The organism is Thalassobacter sp. 16PALIMAR09 (assembly GCF_000765485.1).
Lineage (GTDB): Bacteria > Pseudomonadota > Alphaproteobacteria > Rhodobacterales > Rhodobacteraceae > Thalassobacter > Thalassobacter stenotrophicus.
Window position 1 is genome coordinate 450359 of the sequence record NZ_JHAK01000001.1, and the last position, 20327, is coordinate 470685.

The 20327-nt window shown below is 60.3% G+C and carries 18 protein-coding genes; 14 read left to right on the plus strand and 4 right to left on the minus strand.

The genetic code is table 11. The features are described 5' to 3' along the window. Window positions 1–291 precede the first annotated feature (291 nt). The 5 genes from xsc (at window position 292) to PM04_RS02245 (ending at window position 7786) form a co-directional block, all read left to right on the plus strand. Window positions 292–2064 carry a sulfoacetaldehyde acetyltransferase gene (xsc, locus tag PM04_RS02225; protein ID WP_038003233.1) on the plus strand — a complete coding sequence of 591 codons (1773 nt, stop codon included), beginning with the start codon at window positions 292–294 and terminating at the stop codon, window positions 2062–2064. Next, on the plus strand, window positions 2061–3071 hold the full coding sequence (pta, locus tag PM04_RS02230) for a phosphate acetyltransferase (RefSeq protein WP_234702858.1): 1011 nt from the start codon (window positions 2061–2063) through the stop codon (window positions 3069–3071). The genes xsc and pta overlap by 4 nt, the downstream gene beginning before the upstream one ends. A 137-nt stretch (window positions 3072–3208) precedes the next feature. Further along, entirely contained in the window at window positions 3209–6022 is a 2814-nt protein-coding gene (locus PM04_RS02235; protein ID WP_038003240.1) for a molybdopterin oxidoreductase family protein, read from the plus strand. 145 nt (window positions 6023–6167) lie between these two features. After that, a complete protein-coding gene (locus PM04_RS02240) occupies window positions 6168–6914 on the plus strand; it encodes a 4Fe-4S dicluster domain-containing protein (RefSeq protein ID WP_038003243.1) in 747 nt (248 codons plus the stop codon). Further along, a complete protein-coding gene (locus PM04_RS02245) occupies window positions 6914–7786 on the plus strand; it encodes a DmsC/YnfH family molybdoenzyme membrane anchor subunit (RefSeq protein WP_038003245.1) in 873 nt (290 codons plus the stop codon). The genes PM04_RS02240 and PM04_RS02245 overlap by 1 nt, the downstream gene beginning before the upstream one ends. 47 nt (window positions 7787–7833) lie before the next feature. Here PM04_RS02245 and PM04_RS02250 read toward each other — a convergent pair whose 3' ends face one another. The 3 genes from PM04_RS02250 to PM04_RS02260 are packed head-to-tail and all read right to left on the minus strand — an operon-like array spanning window position 7834 to window position 10072. Beyond that, entirely contained in the window at window positions 7834–8286 is a 453-nt protein-coding gene (locus tag PM04_RS02250; RefSeq protein ID WP_038003247.1) for a YaiI/YqxD family protein, read from the minus strand. Continuing rightward, entirely contained in the window at window positions 8283–9314 is a 1032-nt protein-coding gene (locus tag PM04_RS02255) for a hypothetical protein (RefSeq protein ID WP_038003248.1), read from the minus strand. The genes PM04_RS02250 and PM04_RS02255 overlap by 4 nt, the downstream gene beginning before the upstream one ends. Then, window positions 9311–10072, minus strand: a complete 762-nt coding sequence (locus PM04_RS02260; protein ID WP_038003250.1) for an HpcH/HpaI aldolase/citrate lyase family protein — start codon at window positions 10070–10072, stop codon at window positions 9311–9313. Before PM04_RS02260 ends, PM04_RS02255 begins: the two co-directional genes overlap by 4 nt. Before the next feature lie 323 nt (window positions 10073–10395). Here PM04_RS02260 and PM04_RS02265 point away from each other — a divergent pair, with 323 nt between their 5' ends. The 4 genes from PM04_RS02265 (at window position 10396) to PM04_RS02280 (ending at window position 14368) form a co-directional block, all read left to right on the plus strand. Continuing rightward, complete coding sequence (locus PM04_RS02265; protein ID WP_369793293.1) at window positions 10396–12249, plus strand: acetolactate synthase 3 large subunit; 1854 nt, start codon at window positions 10396–10398, stop codon at window positions 12247–12249. Between the two features lie 76 nt (window positions 12250–12325). Continuing rightward, a complete protein-coding gene (ilvN, locus tag PM04_RS02270; RefSeq protein ID WP_038003253.1) occupies window positions 12326–12889 on the plus strand; it encodes an acetolactate synthase small subunit in 564 nt (187 codons plus the stop codon). Window positions 12890–12995: 106 nt separating this feature from the next. Beyond that, on the plus strand, window positions 12996–14150 hold the full coding sequence (locus tag PM04_RS02275) for an aromatic ring-hydroxylating dioxygenase subunit alpha (RefSeq protein ID WP_038003256.1): 1155 nt from the start codon (window positions 12996–12998) through the stop codon (window positions 14148–14150). Then, the gene (locus tag PM04_RS02280; RefSeq protein WP_038003259.1) at window positions 14147–14368 is read left to right on the plus strand and encodes a hypothetical protein; all 222 of its coding nucleotides are present in this window, start codon (window positions 14147–14149) and stop codon (window positions 14366–14368) included. Before PM04_RS02275 ends, PM04_RS02280 begins: the two co-directional genes overlap by 4 nt. A 7-nt stretch (window positions 14369–14375) precedes the next feature. Here the strand turns inward: PM04_RS02280 and PM04_RS02285 are convergent, their stop codons facing one another. Next, window positions 14376–16022: a divergent polysaccharide deacetylase family protein gene (locus PM04_RS02285; RefSeq protein ID WP_038003261.1), complete on the minus strand. Its 1647-nt coding sequence runs from the start codon at window positions 16020–16022 to the stop codon at window positions 14376–14378. 181 nt (window positions 16023–16203) lie between these two features. On the opposite strand from PM04_RS02285, the gene PM04_RS02290 reads away from it, so the two are divergent. From PM04_RS02290 to glp, 5 genes are read left to right on the plus strand one after another with little or no spacing between them, the layout of a single operon-like run. Further along, a complete protein-coding gene (locus tag PM04_RS02290; protein WP_038003264.1) occupies window positions 16204–16785 on the plus strand; it encodes an aminodeoxychorismate/anthranilate synthase component II in 582 nt (193 codons plus the stop codon). Beyond that, complete coding sequence (gene trpD / locus PM04_RS02295; protein ID WP_038003267.1) at window positions 16782–17801, plus strand: anthranilate phosphoribosyltransferase; 1020 nt, start codon at window positions 16782–16784, stop codon at window positions 17799–17801. The genes PM04_RS02290 and trpD overlap by 4 nt, the downstream gene beginning before the upstream one ends. Continuing rightward, window positions 17798–18610: an indole-3-glycerol phosphate synthase TrpC gene (gene trpC / locus PM04_RS02300; protein WP_038003269.1), complete on the plus strand. Its 813-nt coding sequence runs from the start codon at window positions 17798–17800 to the stop codon at window positions 18608–18610. Before trpD ends, trpC begins: the two co-directional genes overlap by 4 nt. Then, window positions 18607–19098, plus strand: coding sequence for a cyclic pyranopterin monophosphate synthase MoaC (moaC, locus tag PM04_RS02305; RefSeq protein WP_038003271.1), 492 nt, complete (start codon window positions 18607–18609; stop codon window positions 19096–19098). The genes trpC and moaC overlap by 4 nt, the downstream gene beginning before the upstream one ends. Then, window positions 19095–20270 carry a gephyrin-like molybdotransferase Glp gene (glp, locus tag PM04_RS02310; protein ID WP_038003273.1) on the plus strand — a complete coding sequence of 392 codons (1176 nt, stop codon included), beginning with the start codon at window positions 19095–19097 and terminating at the stop codon, window positions 20268–20270. The genes moaC and glp overlap by 4 nt, the downstream gene beginning before the upstream one ends. The last annotated feature ends 57 nt before the right edge of the window (window positions 20271–20327 follow it).

Sequence of the window (20327 nt, forward strand, 5' to 3'; positions counted from 1 at the left end):
CATTTCCATTTGCGCTAATTTTTGAGACCGAGAGTCTCATAAAAATTTCATCTTAGGTTGACCGGTGATTTAAGAAAACATGGACGAAAACCGGGAAAATAACGTCAAAGCAATGATTTACCCACCCAATCGGTCTACATGACTATCTTCGCCCAAACATCTGGCCTTATCCGCACGTCGAATTTGGCCCTAACGCCTAGACAAAACCACGTCTAATCACAAACCATAACGGGATTTATGGGGGGCAAGCGCCGGTGTGCTGGCCTCCTCAGTTCATGGAGAGCCCTCATCATGCAGATGACCACCGAAGAAGCCTTCGTCAAAACACTACAAGCCCACGGCATCCAGCATGCCTTCGGGATCATCGGCTCGGCTATGATGCCGATCTCCGACATCTTCCCCACAGCTGGGATCACCTTCTGGGACTGCGCCCACGAAGGGTCCGCCGGTATGATGGCAGACGGCTACACTCGCGCCACCGGCGAAATGTCGATGATGATTGCGCAAAACGGCCCCGGCATCACCAACTTTGTGACCGCCGTCAAAACCGCCTACTGGAACCACACGCCACTGCTTCTGGTCACGCCACAGGCTGCGAACAAAACCATCGGTCAGGGTGGCTTCCAAGAAGTTGAACAGATGAAACTGTTCGAAGACATGGTTGCCTACCAAGAAGAAGTTCGTGACCCATCCCGCGTCGCCGAAGTTCTGACCCGCGTGATTGCTAAGGCCAAGCGTCTGTCCGGTCCTGCGCAGATCAACATCCCACGCGATTTCTGGACCCAAGTCGTCGATATCGAAATCCCCGAGCCAATCGAATTCGAAGCCTCCCCCGGTGGTGAGAATTCCGTCAAAGCTGCCGCCGACCTGCTGTCGAACGCCAAGAACCCCGTTATCTTGAACGGTGCGGGCGTTGTCCTGTCCAAGGGCGGCATCGCGGCCTCTATGGCGTTGGCTGAAAAGCTGGATGCGCCTGTCTGCGTCGGTTATCAGCACAACGATGCCTTTCCCGGTTCGCACCCCTTGTTCGCGGGTCCTTTGGGCTACAACGGTTCCAAGGCTGGCATGCAGCTGATCAAGGACGCTGATGTTGTTCTGTGCCTCGGCACGCGTTTGAACCCGTTCTCCACCCTGCCCGGCTACGGCATGGAGTACTGGCCCGCTGACGCGAAAATCATCCAGGTCGATATCAACCCTGACCGCATCGGCCTGACCAAAAAGGTCACCGTGGGCATCGTGGGTGACGCGGCAAAGATCGCCAACGGCATCCTCGGCAACCTTGCGGACGACGCTGGCGACGCTGGCCGCGCCGACCGCAAAGCGCACATCGCGCAAACCAAATCCGCGTGGAAGCAAGAGCTGTCGTCGCTGGATCACGAGCAAGACGATCCCGGCACCAGCTGGAACGAGCGTGCACGCGAAGCGCGTCCCGATTGGATGTCGCCCCGTCAAGCATGGCGTGCGATCCAAGCGGCTCTGCCCCGTGAGGCGATCATCAGCTCGGACATCGGTAACAACTGCGCCATCGGCAACGCTTACCCTGACTTTGATGAGGGTCGTAAGTACCTTGCGCCCGGTCTCTTTGGCCCCTGTGGCTACGGCCTGCCCGCCATCGTTGGCGCGAAAATCGGCCAGCCAAACGTGCCGGTCGTTGGTTTCGCCGGTGACGGTGCCTTTGGGATCGCAGTGAACGAACTCACAGCCATCGGTCGGGACGAGTGGCCAGCCGTGACACAGATCGTTTTCCGCAACTACCAGTGGGGCGCGGAAAAGCGGAACTCCACCCTGTGGTTTGACGACAACTTTGTGGGCACTGAGCTGGACATGAAAGTGTCCTACGCTGGGATCGCACAAGCCTGTGGTCTGATCGGTGTGCAAGCGAAATCCATGGATGAGCTGACCGACATCTTGAACCAAGCGATCAAGGACCAGATGGAAAACAACCGCACCACGGTGATCGAAGTGATCCTCAACCAAGAACTGGGTGAGCCCTTCCGCCGCGACGCGATGAAAAAGCCAGTGCGCGTGGCCGGTGTGACCGCCGCCGACATGGCAGCCGAGTGAGCGTTCTCTCGGACACTAAAATGGGGGCGGCGGATATTCCGGCGCCCCTCATTGCTTTGCGGACCCGCGCTGCAAAGTTACAAAAGCATATTGTTCTGTCTGAGGGTACTGACCCCCGCGTGCTGGAGGCCGCCGCACAAGCGAGCGAGGCAGGCCTTGCCCGTATTTCGATCGTGGCCCCAACAGGCACCGCAGCCCCCGTTGGGGTGACGGTCCATGACCCCGCCACATCACCGCACCGTGCGGCCCTCATCGCAGCCTTCCTCGAGGCGCGCGCCAAGAAATCCCCCACCCAAGAACAGGCCGAGGCCGCGATCAATGATCCGCTGGTTTTTGCCGCCTTGATGGTACGTGCGGGCCTTGCGGATGGCACTATCGGCGGGGCGACCCACACCACCTCTGACACGGTGCGCGCAGCCCTTCAGATGATCGGCAAGGGCCCAAATGCTGGCATGGTGTCGAGCTTTTTCGTCATGGTGATGCCAGACCACCACCCAACGCGCCCCGAACAGGGCGTCGTTTTTTCCGACTGTGCGTTGGTGATTGAGCCCTCCGCCCAAGAACTTGGGATGATCGCGGTCCAAGCCGCCGCCTCTGCCCAGCAGTTGTTGGGCGTCGATCCAAAGGTCGCGATGCTCAGCTTTTCGACCAAAGGGTCCGCTCAGCACCCCAACGTCACCAAAATGACCGAGGCGACTGAGCACGCTAAAGCCGCGGGCCTATCGGTCGATGGTGAGCTACAATTCGATGCAGCCTTCGTGCCCGAAGTCGCCGCGAGCAAGGCACCGGGCAGCGCGATTGCAGGACAGGCCAACGTGTTCATTTTTCCGGACATCAACGCTGGAAACATCGGCTACAAGATCGCGCAGCGCATCGGTGGCGCAAGCGCGATTGGTCCGATCTTGCAGGGCCTCGCCGCACCCGCCAATGACCTCAGCCGAGGCTGTAGCACCGAGGATATCCTCGACATGATCGCCGTCACGGCTGCGCAAGCCGACGCGTCATGACCGATCACACACATCATATGCAGGACATTTCGGCGTGCGCGCCGATGACCACATACCAACCATACCCTAGGGGCCTTGGCCTTGCGGGTTTCTATCTGCTCTCGTGAGAGCCGCGGACTTTTGAAGGAGGGCGCCAGATGACATTCCAGCAACCTAAACTTGAGACATCGCCAAAGGTGTCGGACGAAATCCGCAAGACCACATGTTACATGTGCGCCTGTCGCTGCGGGATCAACGTTCACATGAAGGACGGCAAGGTCGCCTATATTGAGGGCAACCGGGACCACCCTGTGAACAAAGGTGTTCTGTGCGCCAAAGGGTCCGCTGGGATCATGCAGCACAACGCACCCTCCCGCCTGCGCGCGCCCCTAAAACGCGTGGGCCCTCGCGGATCGGGCGAGTTTGAAGAAATCACCTGGGACGAAGCTTATGATCTGGCCGCCTCATGGCTGGAGCCGATCCGCCGGGACGATCCATCCAAGCTCGCGTTCTTTACGGGCCGGGACCAATCGCAAAGCTTTACCTCCATGTGGGCCCAAAGCTTTGGAACACCGAACTACGCCGCCCACGGTGGCTTTTGTTCGGTGAACATGGCCGCCGCTGGCATCTATACGATGGGCGGCGCGTTCTGGGAATTTGGCCAACCCGATTGGGATCGTACCAAGCTGTTCATGCTGTTCGGCGTGGCCGAGGATCACGACAGCAACCCCATCAAGATGGGTCTGGGCAAGCTGAAAAAGCGCGGTGCGCGGGTGATTGGCGTCAACCCCATCCGTTCGGGCTATAACGCTGTGGCGGACGATTGGGTGGGCATCACCCCCGGCACCGACGGTCTGTTTATCCTGAGCCTCGTGCACTGTCTGATGTCTGCGGGCAAGATTGACCTGAAATACCTCCGCGATTTGACCGATGCGCCCGTTTTGATCAACTCAGATGAAAACTCACCTGAGTTTGGATTGGCCCTACGGGACGACGACGGCCATCAGCTGGTTTGGTGCCGCGACCAACAAAAGCCACGCTGTTTTGATGCCCCCGACGTACACCCCGATCTGGCCGGCACGTGGGAGGTTGACGGCGTCATCCACCGCACCGTGTTCCATCACATGACAGAGCGGTACCTTAGCACAGAATACGCCCCAGAAACGGTGGCTGAGACCGTCGGCATTTCCGCCAACCGCATCCGCGCCATCGCGGCTGAAATCGCCCGTGTGGCGTTTGATGAAGCGTTTGAGCTGCCCATCGAGTGGACTGATTTCCGCGGCCGCACCCACAAGACCATGCAAGGTCGCCCTGTCAGCTTCCACGCGATGCGCGGGATTTCGGCACACGCCAATGGCTTCCAAACCTGCCGCGCGCTTCACATGCTGCAAATCATCCTTGGCACGGTCGAAGTCCCCGGCGGCTTCCGGTTCAAACCACCCTACCCCAAGCCCGCCACGGCGCACCCCAAGCCCCACTGCAAGGTCACGCCCGGCGCGCCTCTGGACGGCCCACACCTTGGGTTTGTGCATGGTCCCGATGACCTCGCGCTCAAGGACGATGGCAGCCCTGCGCGTATCGACAAAGCGTTCACATGGGAAAACCCAATGTCAGCCCACGGGTTGATGCACATGGTGATTTCCAACGCGCACGCGGGTGATCCCTACAAAATCGACACGCTGTTTATGTATATGGCGAACATGTCGTGGAACTCGTCCATGAACACCGGCGGCGTCATGGAGATGCTGACCGACAAGGATGAAAATGGCGACTACGTGATCCCGCACATCATCTATTCCGATGCGTATTCCTCGGAAATGGTGGCTTTCTCGGACCTGATCTTGCCCGATACGACCTACCTTGAGCGGCACGATTGCATCTCAACCCTCGATCGCCCGATCTGTGAGGCGGAAGGAGCGGCGGATGCGATCCGCTGGCCCGTGGTTGAGCCGGACCGCGATGTGCGCGGCTTCCAAACCGCACTGATCCAATTGGGCGCCAAAATGAAGCTGCCCGGCTTCGTGAATGACGACGGCACCGCAAAGTACGAGGATTACGCCGACTACATCGTCAACCACCAACGCCGCCCCGGTGTCGGGCCCTTGATCGGGTTCCGTGGCGAAGATGGCACCAAGACTGGCCGTGGTGAGGTCAATCCAAACCAGATGCAGGACTACATCGACAACGGTGGGTTCTATCTGGCGCACGTGCCCGAGGACGCGCAGTTCTATAAACCTTGGAACAAGGCCTATCAGGATTGGGCGGTTGAGATGTCGTTCTATGACAAGCCACAACCCTACATCTTTACCCTCTGGTGTGAGCCGATGCGCAAATTCCAGTTGGCCGCCGAAGGTCACGGAGAGCGTCAGCCCCCCGAACACCTGCGCCAGCGCATCAAGGACCGTATGGACCCGCTGCCTGTCTGGTACCCCAGCACGGATCAGCACGAAGGCTTTACGGTCAACGCCCTGACCCAACGTCCGATGGCCATGTATCACAGCTGGGGTTCGCAGAACGCGTGGCTACGCCAAATCCACGGTCATAATCCGCTCTATGTGCCGACCAAAATCTGGGACGCACAACGCTTTGCCGAGGGCGATTGGGCGCGCGTCACATCCCCCCACGGTGAGATCACCGTTCCCGTCGCCCACATGGCTGCGTTAAATGAAAACACGATCTGGACGTGGAATGCGATTGGTAAGCGCAAGGGCGCTTGGGCGCTTGAAGAGAACGCGCCTGAGGTCAAAAAGGGCTTCTTGTTGAACCATTTGATCCACGAACTGCACCCACCCAAAGGTGATGGGATGAGGTGGGCGAACTCCGACCCGATCACAGGCCAAGCCGCGTGGTTCGATTTGAAGGTCAAGATCGAGAAATGCGCAGCCCCCGCCGAAAGCCAACCCAACTATCCGGCACAAAAATCGCCGGTGCCAAAAGCGCCCGCAAAGCAGGCATGGAAGGTCGGCTCGTGACCCCCAAACGCACGCTTCTTCTTATCGCGGCTTTCGTTGCGTTCATGCTCGGCAGTTTCATTTGGTACATCGCCACATGGGACGCTGAGAAACGCGCACCCACGAGCCAAATCCAGACCACACTCTCACCGACAGGAGCCACGTCATGACCGCCCTGCCCGAAACAACCCAGACCAAGCTCGGCCTTGTGATCGACCTCGACACATGTGTGGGCTGCCACGCCTGTGTGGTGTCCTGCAAAGGGTGGAACACAGAAAACTACGGCGCGCCTTTGTCGGACATGGACCCTTATGGCCAAGCCGAGGGCACGTTCCTGAACCGCGTTCACAGCTATGAGGTCGTGCCGGATTTGGGCACAGCACAAACCGTCCACTTCCCCAAGTCATGCCTGCACTGTGAAGACGCGCCTTGCGTCACCGTCTGCCCAACCGGGGCCAGCTATAAACGGACCGAAGACGGTATCGTTTTGGTGAACGAGGATGCCTGCATGGGCTGTGGTCTATGCGCATGGGCCTGTCCCTACGGCGCGCGTGAACTGGACCAAGCGGCCGGTGTCATGAAAAAATGCACGCTCTGCGTGGATCGGATCTACAACGAGAACCTGCCCGAGGAAGACCGCGAACCAGCCTGTGTGCGGACCTGCCCGGCCGGTGCACGCCATTTCGGCGATCTGGGCGACCCCGACAGCGACGTTAGCCAACTGGTCGCCGAACGTGGCGGCATCGACCTGATGCCGGAACAAGGCACCAAACCCACCAACAAATACCTGCCGCCTCGGCCCAAAGACACGCTTGAAACCGATATCGACGTGCTTGGCCCCCTGCTGGCCCCCGTGGCCGAACAGCCCAAGGGCTTCCTTGGCTGGCTTGATCGCGCTTTGGAGAAACTCTGATGCATCCTGCTCCTTCTGTTATCTTTTTCTCAGTCCTATCGGGCGCTGGCTTTGGTCTCTTGACGCTGTTGGGCTTTGGCGCACGCGCCACATCACAAGGCTGGCCCGCGTTTGTGTTCTTTGCCGTGGGCTTTGTGCTTGCGGTCGGCGGGCTTTTGTCTGCCACGCTTCACCTCGCGAACCCTAAGAACGCCATCTACAGCTTTTCGCAGTGGCGCACATCTTGGCTTTCGCGCGAAGGGATCTCTGCCGTTGCAGCCCTCAGCTTGATGGGGCTCTATGCAGCACTGATCATCTTCTTTGACATCCGCGTGGCACCCTTGGGCTATGTCGCGGGTGCGCTATGCCTGTTCACCGTATTCACCACCGCGATGATCTACACCCAGATCAAGGCCGTGCCCCGCTGGCACCAACCCCTCGCCACGCCGGCCCTGTTCATCAGCTATGCGCTGACGGGTGGTGCGCTTTTGGCGGGCGCAGTGGCGCATGCGGGCTTTTTGTTCCTTCTGACGGCGCTAATCCAGTTGTGGCACTGGAACGGTGGCGACAAAGCGTTCCGCAACGCAGGCACCAATATGAACACGGCTACTGGGCTTAAGGGTGCAGTGCGTCAGTTCGAGGCCCCACACACCGGGGACAACTACCTGCTCAAGGAGATGGTGTATGTGGTGGGCCGTAAACATGCGTTCAAACTGCGGATCATCGCGTTGTTGTTCGCGGCACTGATCCCCAGCTTCATGATGTTGGGGGAGGTAAACCACCTCGGCGCGTTGATCGCAGTGGCGCTCTACTTCACAGGTACTTTTGCCTCGCGCTGGTTGTTCTTTGCAGAAGCCGAGCATGTCGTCGGCCTGTATTACGGCAAACGCTAATCACACATTCGGGTCGCGGTCCCTTGCGGGGGATCGCGGCCCTGTTTCTATCGAGCTAACCTGACCAAGACCCGGTCCAGCGCGTTCAAAAACGCAGAGCGATCCCGGTCAGAGAACGGCTTCGAGCCCCCCGCTGTCATTCCCTCTAGACCTGCACGCACATCTGCCATGATGGCCCGCGTCGCGACCGCCGATCCGATTGAGGCTGAGGTGAATTCTGACCCCTTCGGATCAAGTGCTGCGCCCTCTTTTGCCAAGACACGCTCGGCCAACAGAATATCACTGGTGATGACGACGTCCTTTGGGGTGCACATCTCAACCAGTTTGTCGTCGGCCGCATCAAACCCATCGCTGACCACCAGTTGCGACAGCAATGGATGGGCGGGCAGCCGCAAATAACTGTTAGAGACCAGTACGACCGGCACATTTGTCCGATACGCGACCTTATATATTTCGGGCTTAACCGGGCAGGCATCTGCGTCCACCAAAATCCGTCTCATGCAAACGCCTCCACGTCGAACGGCACCTCGTGTGTGCCGCCGTCTTCATAGGTGATGTGTAACCCGCGTGCGAGGGCGACTTGCGCGATGGGCCGCGCCCCCTTTAGCCGCAGGATCGCGTGCCGGATAACGCGCTGCCCGCCGAGCGGCAGGGCCGATGGCACGCCTTCGTCAGACACACGGTTGTCACGCAAGGCCGCGGCAAAGCCTGCGCCACCGGGGGTGCATCCGTCCTCAACGCCCAACACGCCACGATGTCTTCCGTTCCACGGGGCGTAGTCGCGCCCGCCATTCGACACCCACAACATAGTGACGGGTAATTCTTCGCAGCGTTTGAGGCAGAGGATCGTATCATCCTCTGCGTGGCGGTGCACAGCGGTCCAGCCCAAGCCGCTTTGGGTTTGCTCAACCATCGTCAAAAAGTCTTCGCAGGGCGTGTCGTGCGGATACTCCCGCAGGTCCACCGGGCCGCTCGGCCCGTCAATCATCCAACCCGTGATCCGTTGCCCGGACCCCCAGTACTGTGCCCCCGGTTCCAGCGGCGAAGGCTCCGTGAGGATCGCGCGTTTGGGCGCGCACCGAACAAAACCGCCCTCTGCCATGTGGATCATCGGATGGTGTGCCAGCGTGGTGGCACCCTCGCCGCCCGAGATAACATGGCGTTGATACATCGCGGGCTCATCATCGCGGACCCAGATATGGCCATCAATCCGCGCGCCGCCCACGGATTGCGCCAAACGCCAATGCAGCGATTGCGCGGTTTGACGTTTGGTGATCCAGCGGGTGTTTGCAGGCGCGCCGTGGGGCAGCCCACCAGTGACGTCGTCCATCCCAAAGGGGGCTGTCAAAAACGTGCCCGCCAGACGGCGATCCACGGGTGGAATGGCCCGATCGGCCTGAACCTCCGGCGCGTCCCGCCAAGGGGCCGCATGCAAGACATCGGCCCCGCCAATCACCAACCGTGGCATGTGACCGACGCTCGGTTCCAGCTCCGCCCATATCCCCCGGGCGGAGATCTCAATCCTCATGGCAGATGCCGCGTGGCCCGGACCGCTGAGGCTAGCAAACAAGCATCAGACCCGACCCCAAGGAACCGCACACCTTTGTCCCGGTAGGCGGCACATACATCCCGATCCAACGAGATGATGCCCGGCACCTTGCCCGCCTCAACGATCGTGTCGATGGCGCGGTCAATCGCGTCCAATACCGATTGGTTGTTCAAATCCGCGATGTAGCCCATGTCAGCGGCCAAATCCGTGGGGCCAATAAACACCACGTCCACACCTTCTACGGCGCAAATCTCTGGCAAGGCGTTCAGCGCCGCGCGGCTTTCGACCTGGACGATTAAACAAGTCTCCGCGTCGGCGGTTTGTGCGTAGTCGGGCACCGCACCAAAGCCCGAGGCCCTAGCAACAGTCGCCCCAAACCCACGAACGCCATGGGGTGGATAGCGCACTGCGCGCACCAACGCCTCGGCCTGAGCCGCGCTTTCGACCATCGGTACCATGACCGACCGCACGCCTAAGTCGAGGACCTGCTTGAGCATCCAATCTTCTGCCGCGGGTACCCGCACGACCGCCTCGGCCCCCGTCCCGGCCAGTGCTATGACCTGCGCCTGAATGGCCGCAAGATCGTAGGGGCCGTGTTCAGCATCAATCAGGCACCAGTCATAGCCCGCGTTACCCGCGACTTCCGCGCTGATCGCACTTCCCAAGTTGAGCCACAGCCCTACCTGACATGCGTCGCCTTGCAGTGCGGCTTTCAATTCGTTTGGTGCAACTGGCATGCACGCCTCCCTCGTTTTGGTTTTGCTGCATCGGGCCGTATTTTGCCCAAAGGTGCAAGAGGCGTTGCGTGATAACAATCAGACCCACTGCCTAGCCGCTGCTCAGCCCCCAAATCAGCCACCAAAATCGTGTTAATTTCCCGAACCACCGATATTTGAGAAACTTTCGACAAGTTTATTATGGCGCCAGAGACATTTTATTCAAAAAATTGCGTATTGACCGGCGGTTTGCCCTTGTCTACGGTCTCAGCACGTGAAATTGGAGACACTGAGAAATGGCAACGCTTCTCGTAATTGTAGGCAACAGGCGCATGGGCTGAGCAATCAGCAACCATTCCGGTACCCATGCGCCCCCGAAGTCACCTTCGGGGGTTTTTTATTGCCCACAACCGCGAGACCGCGCAGAGCAAGAGAGAGATGTGACTATGGCGAACATGACGGGCGCACAGATGGTGGTTAAGGCCTTGAAGGATCAGGGCGTTGAGGTGATTTTTGGCTACCCCGGCGGCGCGGTGCTGCCGATCTATGACGAGATCTTTCAGCAAAACGACATTCGCCACATTCTTGTACGCCACGAGCAAGCCGCCGTGCACGCAGCCGAAGGGTATGCGCGCTCAACCGGCAAGCCCGGTGTCGCCCTTGTGACCTCTGGCCCCGGGGCCACCAACGCTGTGACCGGATTGACGGACGCGTTGATGGACTCGATCCCGATTGTCGTTCTGTCCGGTCAGGTGCCGACATTCATGATCGGCTCGGACGCGTTCCAAGAAGCCGACACCGTGGGCATCACTCGTCCCTGCACCAAGCACAATTGGCTCGTCAAAGAGACCGACGCCTTGGCCGACACCCTGCATGAGGCGTTCCACGTCTGCACCAATGGCCGTCCCGGCCCCGTGTTGGTCGACATCCCCAAGGACGTGCAGTTCGCATCCGGCACCTACAAGGCCCCCGGCAAGGCCGACATCGGCCACTATCAGCCCCGCCTCAAGGGCGACCCAGAAGCGATTGAGCAGATGGTCGCCTTGATGGAAACCGCTGAGCGGCCCGTGTTCTACACCGGTGGTGGTGTCATCAACTCCGGCCCTGCGGCCAGCCAATTGCTGCGTGAATTTGTGGCTGAGACGGGCTTTCCCATCACGTCCACGCTGATGGGGCTGGGCTGTTACCCTGCCTCGGGCGAGGCGTGGCTGGGGATGCTGGGCATGCACGGCCTCTATGAAGCCAACATGGCGATGCACGGATGTGATCTTATGATCAACATCGGCGCGCGCTTTGATGACCGGATCACCGGGCGTCTGGATGCGTTCTCGCCGGACTCCAAGAAAATCCACGTCGATATCGACCCTTCGTCTATCAACAAGGTGGTCAAGGCCGATGTCCCGATCTTGGGCGACGTCGCACATGTGCTTGAGGATGCTCTGCGCATCTGGAAATCCCGCGGCCGCAAGACCAACAAAGAAGGTCTGCAAAAGTGGTGGGCACAGATTGAACAGTGGAAACAGGTTGAGTGCCTGAAGTTCAAACAAGAAGGCGCGGTGATCAAACCCCAATACGCTGTGCAGCGTCTTGAGGAGCTGACCAAAGGCATGGATCGCTACATCTCGACCGAGGTGGGCCAGCACCAGATGTGGGCAGCTCAATACCTTGGCTTTGAGGATCCGAACCGCTGGATGACCTCCGGTGGTCTGGGCACGATGGGCTATGGTTTCCCGGCGTCGGTCGGCATTCAGGTCGCGCACCCCGATGCGCTTGTCGTGAACGTCGCGGGTGAGGCATCATGGCTGATGAACATGCAGGAAATGGGCACGGCCGTGCAGTACCGCCTGCCCGTCAAACAGTTCATCCTCAACAACGAACGTCTCGGCATGGTGCGCCAGTGGCAGGAGCTGCTGCACGGTGAGCGGTATTCCCACAGCTGGTCCGACGCCCTGCCCGATTTCGTGAAACTCGCGGAAGCGTTTGGCGCCAAAGGCATCATCTGTTCGGACCCGAATGATCTGGACGACGCGATCATGGAGATGATCAAACACGATGGCCCTGTCATCTTTGATTGCCTCGTGACCAAACACGAAAACTGCTTCCCGATGATCCCATCGGGCAAGGCCCACAACGAAATGTTGCTCGGTGAGGCCGACACACAAGGCGTGATCGATGCGAAAGGGTCGGTGCTGGTTTAGGCCAGCCCCCTCCCCGGATCAGGCGTGAAGTTCACGCCTGATCCCCGCCCACGACGTTATTCTAGAAAGATTTCCTATGTCCGCACTTCGCATCAAAAAAGGCTCCACGAGCCATTCCGCCTACAACCTGCGCCCCACGTTTTCCGACGTCCAAGAGCGTCACACCCTTGCCCTTCTGGTGGAAAACGAGGCGGGCGTTCTGGCCCGCGTGATTGGCCTGTTTTCGGGGCGCGGCTACAACATCGAAAGCCTCACGGTGGCCGAGGTTGATCACGACAACGCGCTGAGCCGGATCACGGTTGTCACCGTTGGCACGCCACAAGTGATCGAACAGATCAAAGCCCAACTTGGCCGTATTGTGCCCGTGCGCGATGTGCATGATCTTACGGTTGAGGGCCCCGCGGTTGAGCGCGAGCTGGCCTTGATCAAGGTTTCGGGCGCTGGTGACAAACGGATTGAGGCGTTGCGTCTAGCGGAGATTTTCCGCGCCAACGTTGTCGACAGCACACTCGAAAGCTTTGTCTTTGAGATGACTGGCGCCTCTGACAAGATCGACGCGTTTTGCGAATTGATGCGGCCCTTGGGGTTGCAGGAAATCGCGCGCACAGGTGTCGCCGCCATGAGCCGTGGCAGCGCCTAAACCTCGCCTCAAAGCGTGGTGAAAAACGACGAAAAAGGGTCGCGGTGAAACAAGCCTGCGGCCCTTTCTTTTGCGAATCTCGCGATCACAAAAGGAAGGGCTTGCCATGTCGTTAACTGATCTGTCCGCTGTCCGTCAGGACCTTGCCAAGGCCCACGGCCTGCCCAATGCGCATTATGTCGATCAAGGCGTATTTGATGAGGAAAAACAGGCCGTTCTTTTTGCCAATTGGTCCTCCATCGGTGTGGCGACCCAAGTGCCTGAGCCCGGCGATGCACGCCCTCTGACCTTCCTTGGTGTACCGCTATTACTTCTGCGCGACACATCCGGCGTTGTGCGCGTGTTTCAAAACACCTGTCGCCACCGGGGCATGATCCTCGTGGATGAGCCGCGCAAGATTGAGGGTGCCATCCGCTGCCCCTACCACTCGTGGTGCTATTCGACAGCGGGCAAGCTGGTCTCGACCCCACACGTCGGCGGTCCGGGCCAGAACACCCACCCCGAGATTGACCGCACCACCCTAGGGCTGATCGAAATCCGCAGCCATATTTGGATGGACGTCGTCTTTGTTAACATCGACGGAACAGCCCCCGCATTTGAGGACGCCCACGCCGATGTCATCGCCCGCTGGGCTGAGTTCGACAAGCCGATCTATCATGGCGGCGCAGACAGCCAATTCAACCTCAGTGTGGCCACCAACTGGAAGCTCGCGGTTGAGAACTACTGCGAAAGCTACCACCTCCCTTGGGTCCACCCCGGGTTGAACAGCTACTCGCGGCTAGAAGATCACTACAACATCGAAGCCCCCGGCCAATACGCCGGCCAAGGCACGCTCGTCTATCGCCAGATGGCAGGTGAAGACGGCGCGGCTTTTGACGATTTCGCGGACCTCTCGGACAAATGGGATACGGCAGCAGAATACATCGCGCTGTTTCCCAACACCCTGCTTGGGGTCCACCGCGACCACACATTTGCCATCGTCCTTACGCCCGAGGGTTTGGACAAAACGGTTGAGCAAATCCATCTGTACTACACCACCCCCGAAACGCCCGATGCTGCCCGCACCAAAAACACACAGCTGTGGAAAGAGGTCTTTAAGGAGGACGTCTTTGTGGTTGAGGGGATGCAGCGGGGCCGTCACGGTCCTGCCTTCGATGGTGGGAAATTTTCGCCCGCGATGGACGGTCCGACCCATGTGTTCCACGATTGGGTCGCCTCTCAGGTTGAGCGTCACCGCGCCGCCCCCCACGCCGCCGAATGAGCGCCCAAACAGCGCTGGATGCGCGGCTACTAGAGGCACATGCACAGGGCGACACGCGCGCCCTGATCGCACTCTATACCGAGGCTGCGAATACGGTGGTTGAGGCGCAGGCGTTCTATCTGACCCACGCCTATGTGTTTGCTTTGGAATGTGGCGCGCCCGAGGTACCTGCCCTGCGCGCGCGTCTGGCCGCACTCGGCAGTGAACCCGCCGAATAGCCGCGTGCTACTGACCGAATTCCTGCAACAGATACGACACTGGGGCGACCTGCACAAACTGCGCTCGGTTCGATTGCTGCCACGCATATAGCGCTGTGACCGTGTCCGCGTAGGAATGGCCGACAACGACCACATGACCCTCTTGGCCTGCGGTAAACGTCGCGCGGTCAAGGTAGCGCGAGATCACGGCGCTTTGCTCGCGTTCAGCATCCAACATCCGATACGCCGTTAGGCCCGGCACCCCAGCTCGGCGCGCCGCAGCCTCGGCCGCGTTCAGCCCTTGGGGCAGCGTCAAAAGCCCATGACCACTGTCCTGTAAACGGCTCAGCACAGCATCAAGGGCCACGCGCGTGTTGCTCAGGAAGCCATCCGGCGTATCAAGCACGGCAACCGCTTCATCGACCACGTTCACAGCCCCCTCAAAGGCGCGTTCAAGGTCCTGGGCTGTGCCCTCTTGTGGCAGGCCATTGGCCAGCAAGACGACCTCAAAGCCATTTTCGCGGTAGCTGCGCACGGCCTCAGCGGCGTCTGGTTGGGTCGCGTCCACCGCAAACGTTACGGGCAGCGCAAAGCCCAGCAAGGTCACACGGTCCAAGCGCGACGCAGGCGTGTCGATCAACACGATCGACATCACCGGAAGGTCCGGACTGAACCGTGTGAAAGGGATCGCATGAGCGTCGAGTGCCTGCGGCTGTGCAGCGGTCACACTCGTGTCCGGCAGCGCGGTTTCAAGGGCCTGCGCCGCCTCACGCTGGGTGTCGGTCATCAAACCACCTTGCAAGGCGATCCGTCCCACAGCGGTGCCCGGTGCGTCCTGTCCAAGCTCAAGAATGCGCGGGGTGACCACGGCCACCTGCGGCGCGGGCTGTGCCTCTTGCGTGGGTTCGGCGGGGGTTGCGATACGCGGCGTCACGACCGAGGTTTGCGGCATCTGCGGGGCCACATCCACGACTTGCGCCGGCCGTGGTGTGGCGGGGGCTGTGTCTACAGCCGCTACGTCCACTTGCGGCGCAGCGATCGGGGTATCTGCCAATGGGGCTGGCTGAAAACTGGGCGGCGGCGCGGCGGCATCCACCGCCTGCGACACTTGCGGCCGAGCATTTTCGCTTGGCACACGGACTTGCGGCAGGCTCGCGACCGGGGCTGGCAGGGCCGCACTTTGGGTATCAAGACGCGGGGTCGCCAACGTGTTGGTATCATTGGTCGCGGGCACTGATGGTGCCGCCACACTTGGCGCGACGACCGCTGCATCCGTCCCCGGCAAGGCCGACACCTGCGGCAATGCGGGTTGGTTAAATTGCACCGTCGCCTCTGCCGTCTCAACGGGTTGCGCGGGCTCAATGGCGGCGGTTTCAACCTCGCGTGCGGGGGGGGCTACTTCCTGCGGCTCAACCTCCACAGGCTGAGGCGCGGGGGCGACCTCGGTCACGTCAACAGGTTCGGGGGTGTTTGGCGCGACTTGAGGGGCCGGGTCCGGCGCAGCCATGGGCAGCTCTGGTGCTTGGATCACACTGGGCGTTGGCGCTACGGCGACGCTATCCACCGGTGCAGTGGCAAACGGTGTCACCAAAGGCGTTGCAAGCGACAAAGCGGCCATGCCGATGCCAGCCACGAGTGCGCCCCATGCCACCCCACTCAAAAGCCCCCGGATCATGCCCGTCTCTCCTTCGAAACCTCGCGTGGTGCGTGCCGCAGGTTGTGCCGCTCGCGGGGACTTGACCCCGGCGCACCGCTCTGGGCATGTATACCGCGACTGACGCCGGGGTTCACCCCCTAGATTTCGTTCCTCGGGCAAATTATTGCCCAAGATAAAGGCACTTTGCCGGGATGGCCCTATGCTGCTGCTGATCGATAACTACGACAGCTTTACGTACAACCTCGTGCACTACCTTGGTGAGCTGGGTGCTGATGTGAAGGTGGTCCGCAATGACGCGCTCAGCGTGCAGGAGGCGATGGCCCTGTGCCCTGAGGCGATTATGCTCTCCCCCGGTCCTGGCACCCCGGATGATGCGGGCATTTGCTTGGATATGATTACAGCCGCCGCCGAGACACAGACGCCCCTGATCGGCGTCTGCCTTGGCCATCAGTCCATCGGTCAGGTGTTTGGTGGAACGGTCACGCGCTGCCACGAAATCGTGCATGGCAAGATGGGCATGATGCACCACGAAGGCCGCGGCCTGTTCAAAGACCTGCCCACACCGTTCAAAGCCACCCGGTATCACAGCCTTGTAGTGGACCGCGACAGCCTGCCCGACACGCTAGAAGTCACGGGCTGGCTGGAGGACGGCACCATCATGGGCCTGTCCCACAAAACCGCGCCGATCCACGGCATACAATTTCATCCTGAAAGCATCGCCTCCGAGCATGGGCACGCTATGCTTAGGACCTTCCTAGATATGACAAAGATCTCCGCATGAGTGACCGCCTAAAACCCCTGATCGGCATTGCCGCCGACCGCCCCCTGACCCGCGCCGAAGCCGAAGAGGCCTTTAGCTGCCTGTTTGAAGGCGACGCGACCCCGTCGCAGATGGGCGGCTTCTTGATGGCGCTGCGCGTCCGCGGTGAAACTACATCCGAAATTGCTGCGGCTGCCTCGGTGATGCGCGCCAAGTGCAACGCTGTGGCCGCGCCCAAGGGCGCGATGGATATCGTCGGCACAGGCGGTGACGGCAAGGGTACGCTTAACATCTCGACCGCGACGGCGTTTGTGGTGGCGGGCGCAGGTGTCACCGTGGCCAAGCACGGCAATCGCAACCTGTCGTCCAAATCCGGTGCTGCGGATGCTTTGGGCGCATTGGGCGTCAATGTCATGGTTGGACCGGCCGTGGTCGAACGCGCTATTAACGAGGTGGGCATCGGCTTTATGATGGCCCCAATGCACCATCCCGCGATCAAGCACGTCATGCCCACACGCACCGAACTGGGCACAAGAACGTTGTTTAACGTCTTGGGGCCACTGACAAACCCTGCGGGCGTTCTGCGTCAATTGACCGGGGCGTTCAGCCGCGATCTGATCCGCCCCATGGCCGAAACGTTACTGGATCTCGGCTCCGAAAAGGCGTGGCTTGTGCATGGCAGTGACGGCACGGATGAGCTGTCGATCGCCGGGGTTTCGTACGTCGCCGCCCTCGAAAACGGGGCCGTGACCGAGCGTGAGGTCCACCCAGACGACGCGGGCCTGCCCGAACACGCGTTCGAAGCGATCTTGGGCGGCACGCCCGCGGAAAATGGCCGCGCATTTGAGGCATTGATGAACGGCGCGCCCGGCGCATACCGCGACGCCGTTTTGTTGAACTCTGCCGCCGCCCTCGTCATTGCGGACGTCGCCGCCGACCTGCACGAGGGCGTCGAACGCGCCCGCGAAAGCATCGACAGCGGTGCAGCTAAATCGAAACTCGCAGCCCTTGCGGCGCTCACCTCGGAGGCCTCATGAGCACCCCGACCATTCTTGAAAAAATCAAAGCCTATAAGCTTGAGGAAATCAGCGCGCGCAAAGCCGCCAAATCCCTAGCGGATGTTGAGGCAGACGCCCGCCAAGCCAGCGCGCCCCGCGGCTTTGCCGAGGCGTTAGAAACCGCATCTCGGACAGGCTACGCCCTGATCGCGGAGGTAAAAAAGGCCTCTCCCTCCAAGGGCTTGATCCGTGCCGATTTCAATCCGCCAGAACTGGCCCAAGCCTATGAACAGGGCGCTGCCGCGTGCCTTTCTGTTTTGACAGACGGGCCCAGCTTTCAGGGCGATGATAGCTACCTCGTGGCCGCACGCGAGGCGACGTCACTGCCGTGCCTGCGCAAAGATTTCATGTACGACACCTATCAGGTGGCCGAGGCGCGTGCTTTGGGGGCGGATTGCATCCTGATCATCCTCGCCTCTGTCACAGACGGCCAAGCCGCTGAGCTAGAGGCCTGCGCATTTGAGTGGGGCATGGACGTTTTGCTTGAGGTGCATAATGCCGAAGAGCTGGAACGTGCCTCGCAGCTACGCTCACCCCTGATGGGCATAAACAACCGTGATCTCAATACGTTCGAGACAAGTCTTGATACGACGCGCACACTGTCGCGCAGGGTGCCTGCGGACCGCATGTTGGTCAGCGAGTCCGGCCTATACACACCCGAAGACCTTGCGGACATGGCCCGATTTGGGGCGCGCACATTCCTAATCGGAGAAAGCCTTATGCGCCAAACGGACGTCACCGCAGCCACCCGCGCCTTGCTCGCCAACCCTTTGGTGCCAGGTCTATGAGCGGCCTAACCCACTTCGACGCCGACGGTCAGGCGCATATGGTTGATGTTTCGGGCAAGGCGGACACAGCCCGCATGGCCGTGGCTGAAGGCTACATCAAGATGTCTGCGCAAACGCTTGAAACGATTCAAGATGGTTCGGCGAAAAAGGGCGATGTGATGGGGGTGGCCCGGCTTGCAGGGATCATGGGGGCCAAGCGAACTGCCGACCTAATCCCACTATGTCACCCACTGCCGATCACCAAGGTGGCAATTGAGCTGGAGCCTGTGCCCGACCTGCCCGGTGTCCGCGTTGTTGCAACGGTCAAGACGGGCGGCAAAACCGGGGTTGAGATGGAGGCACTGACCGCTGTCTCAACCGCGCTGCTGACCGTGTACGACATGGTGAAGGCAATCCAGAAAGACATGGAAATCAAAGACATCCGCCTGCTGCGCAAAGAAGGTGGCAAGTCGGGTGTGTTTGAAGCGCCCAGCAAGTCCGACGCATGATTTCCGTTGCTGAGGCGTTGGAAAAGGTGCTGAGCCTTGGCACGCGCCTTTCATCGGAGGAGGTTCCCCTTCGCGCTGCTGCTGGCCGTGTCTTGGCCGAGGATTTGCGGGCCAAGCGCACACAGCCGCCATTTTCCGCCTCCGCCATGGATGGGTACGCCGTGCAAGATGGCGATTGGGCCACAGGGACCACCCTGCGGATCATCGGAGAAGCCGCAGCAGGCCACGCCTTTGACGGTGCGGTTCGCCCCGGTGAAGCCGTGCGCATTTTCACTGGTGCACCGCTGCCTGAGGGTGCGGACCGTGTCGTGATCCAAGAGGATGTCACGCGGACGGACGACCTAATCACACTCGGTGAGACCCTAGACACCGGGCGCCATGTCCGCCCAGCGGGGGGCGATTTCCACGAAGGTGATCTGTTTACAGCACCGCGCAAGCTTGGGTCCGCCGACATCGCGCTTTTGGCCTCCATGAACCACGCGGTGATCCCCGTGGTGCGCAAACCTGTCGTTGCGATTGTGGCCACGGGCGACGAGTTGGTCGCGCCGGGTGAGGCCCCAAATCCGGACCAAATTATCGCCTCCAACAGCTATGGCATCGCCGCGCAGCTAGAGGCAGCAGGCGCTGAGACCCGTCTGTTGCCAATTGCGCGCGACACCCGCGCCGCACTGCGCGACGTCTTCGCAATGGCCAAAGGCGCGGACCTGATCGTGACCATCGGAGGGGCATCGGTCGGGGATCATGATCTGGTGGCGGAGGTTGCCGCTGACCTGAACATGGACCAGTCGTTCTACAAGATCGCGATGCGCCCCGGCAAACCGTTGATGGCCGGAAACATGGACGGCACGCCAATGATTGGCCTGCCCGGAAACCCCGTGTCATCAATGGTTTGCTCAACCCTGTTTATCGTCCCGCTGATCACCAAAATGCTGGGTTTACCCGCGGACGCGCCAAAAACCGCGCAGGCCACATTGGCCAACGATCTGACACCCAATGGCCCCCGAGAACACTACATGCGCGCACAACTGGCGTCCGATGGAACCGTTCGCGTGCACGACGCCCAAGACAGCGCTTTGATGTCGGTTTTGGCGGCCTCTAACGCGCTGGTGGTCCGACCCATTCGCGACCCGGCTCGGGCCAAAGGCGAAAGTGTGTCTATCATTACGTTGTGACCACAATATCTTGTAGAACACAGAATTGTTGACACAAAACAAGAACACCTGTAGAAC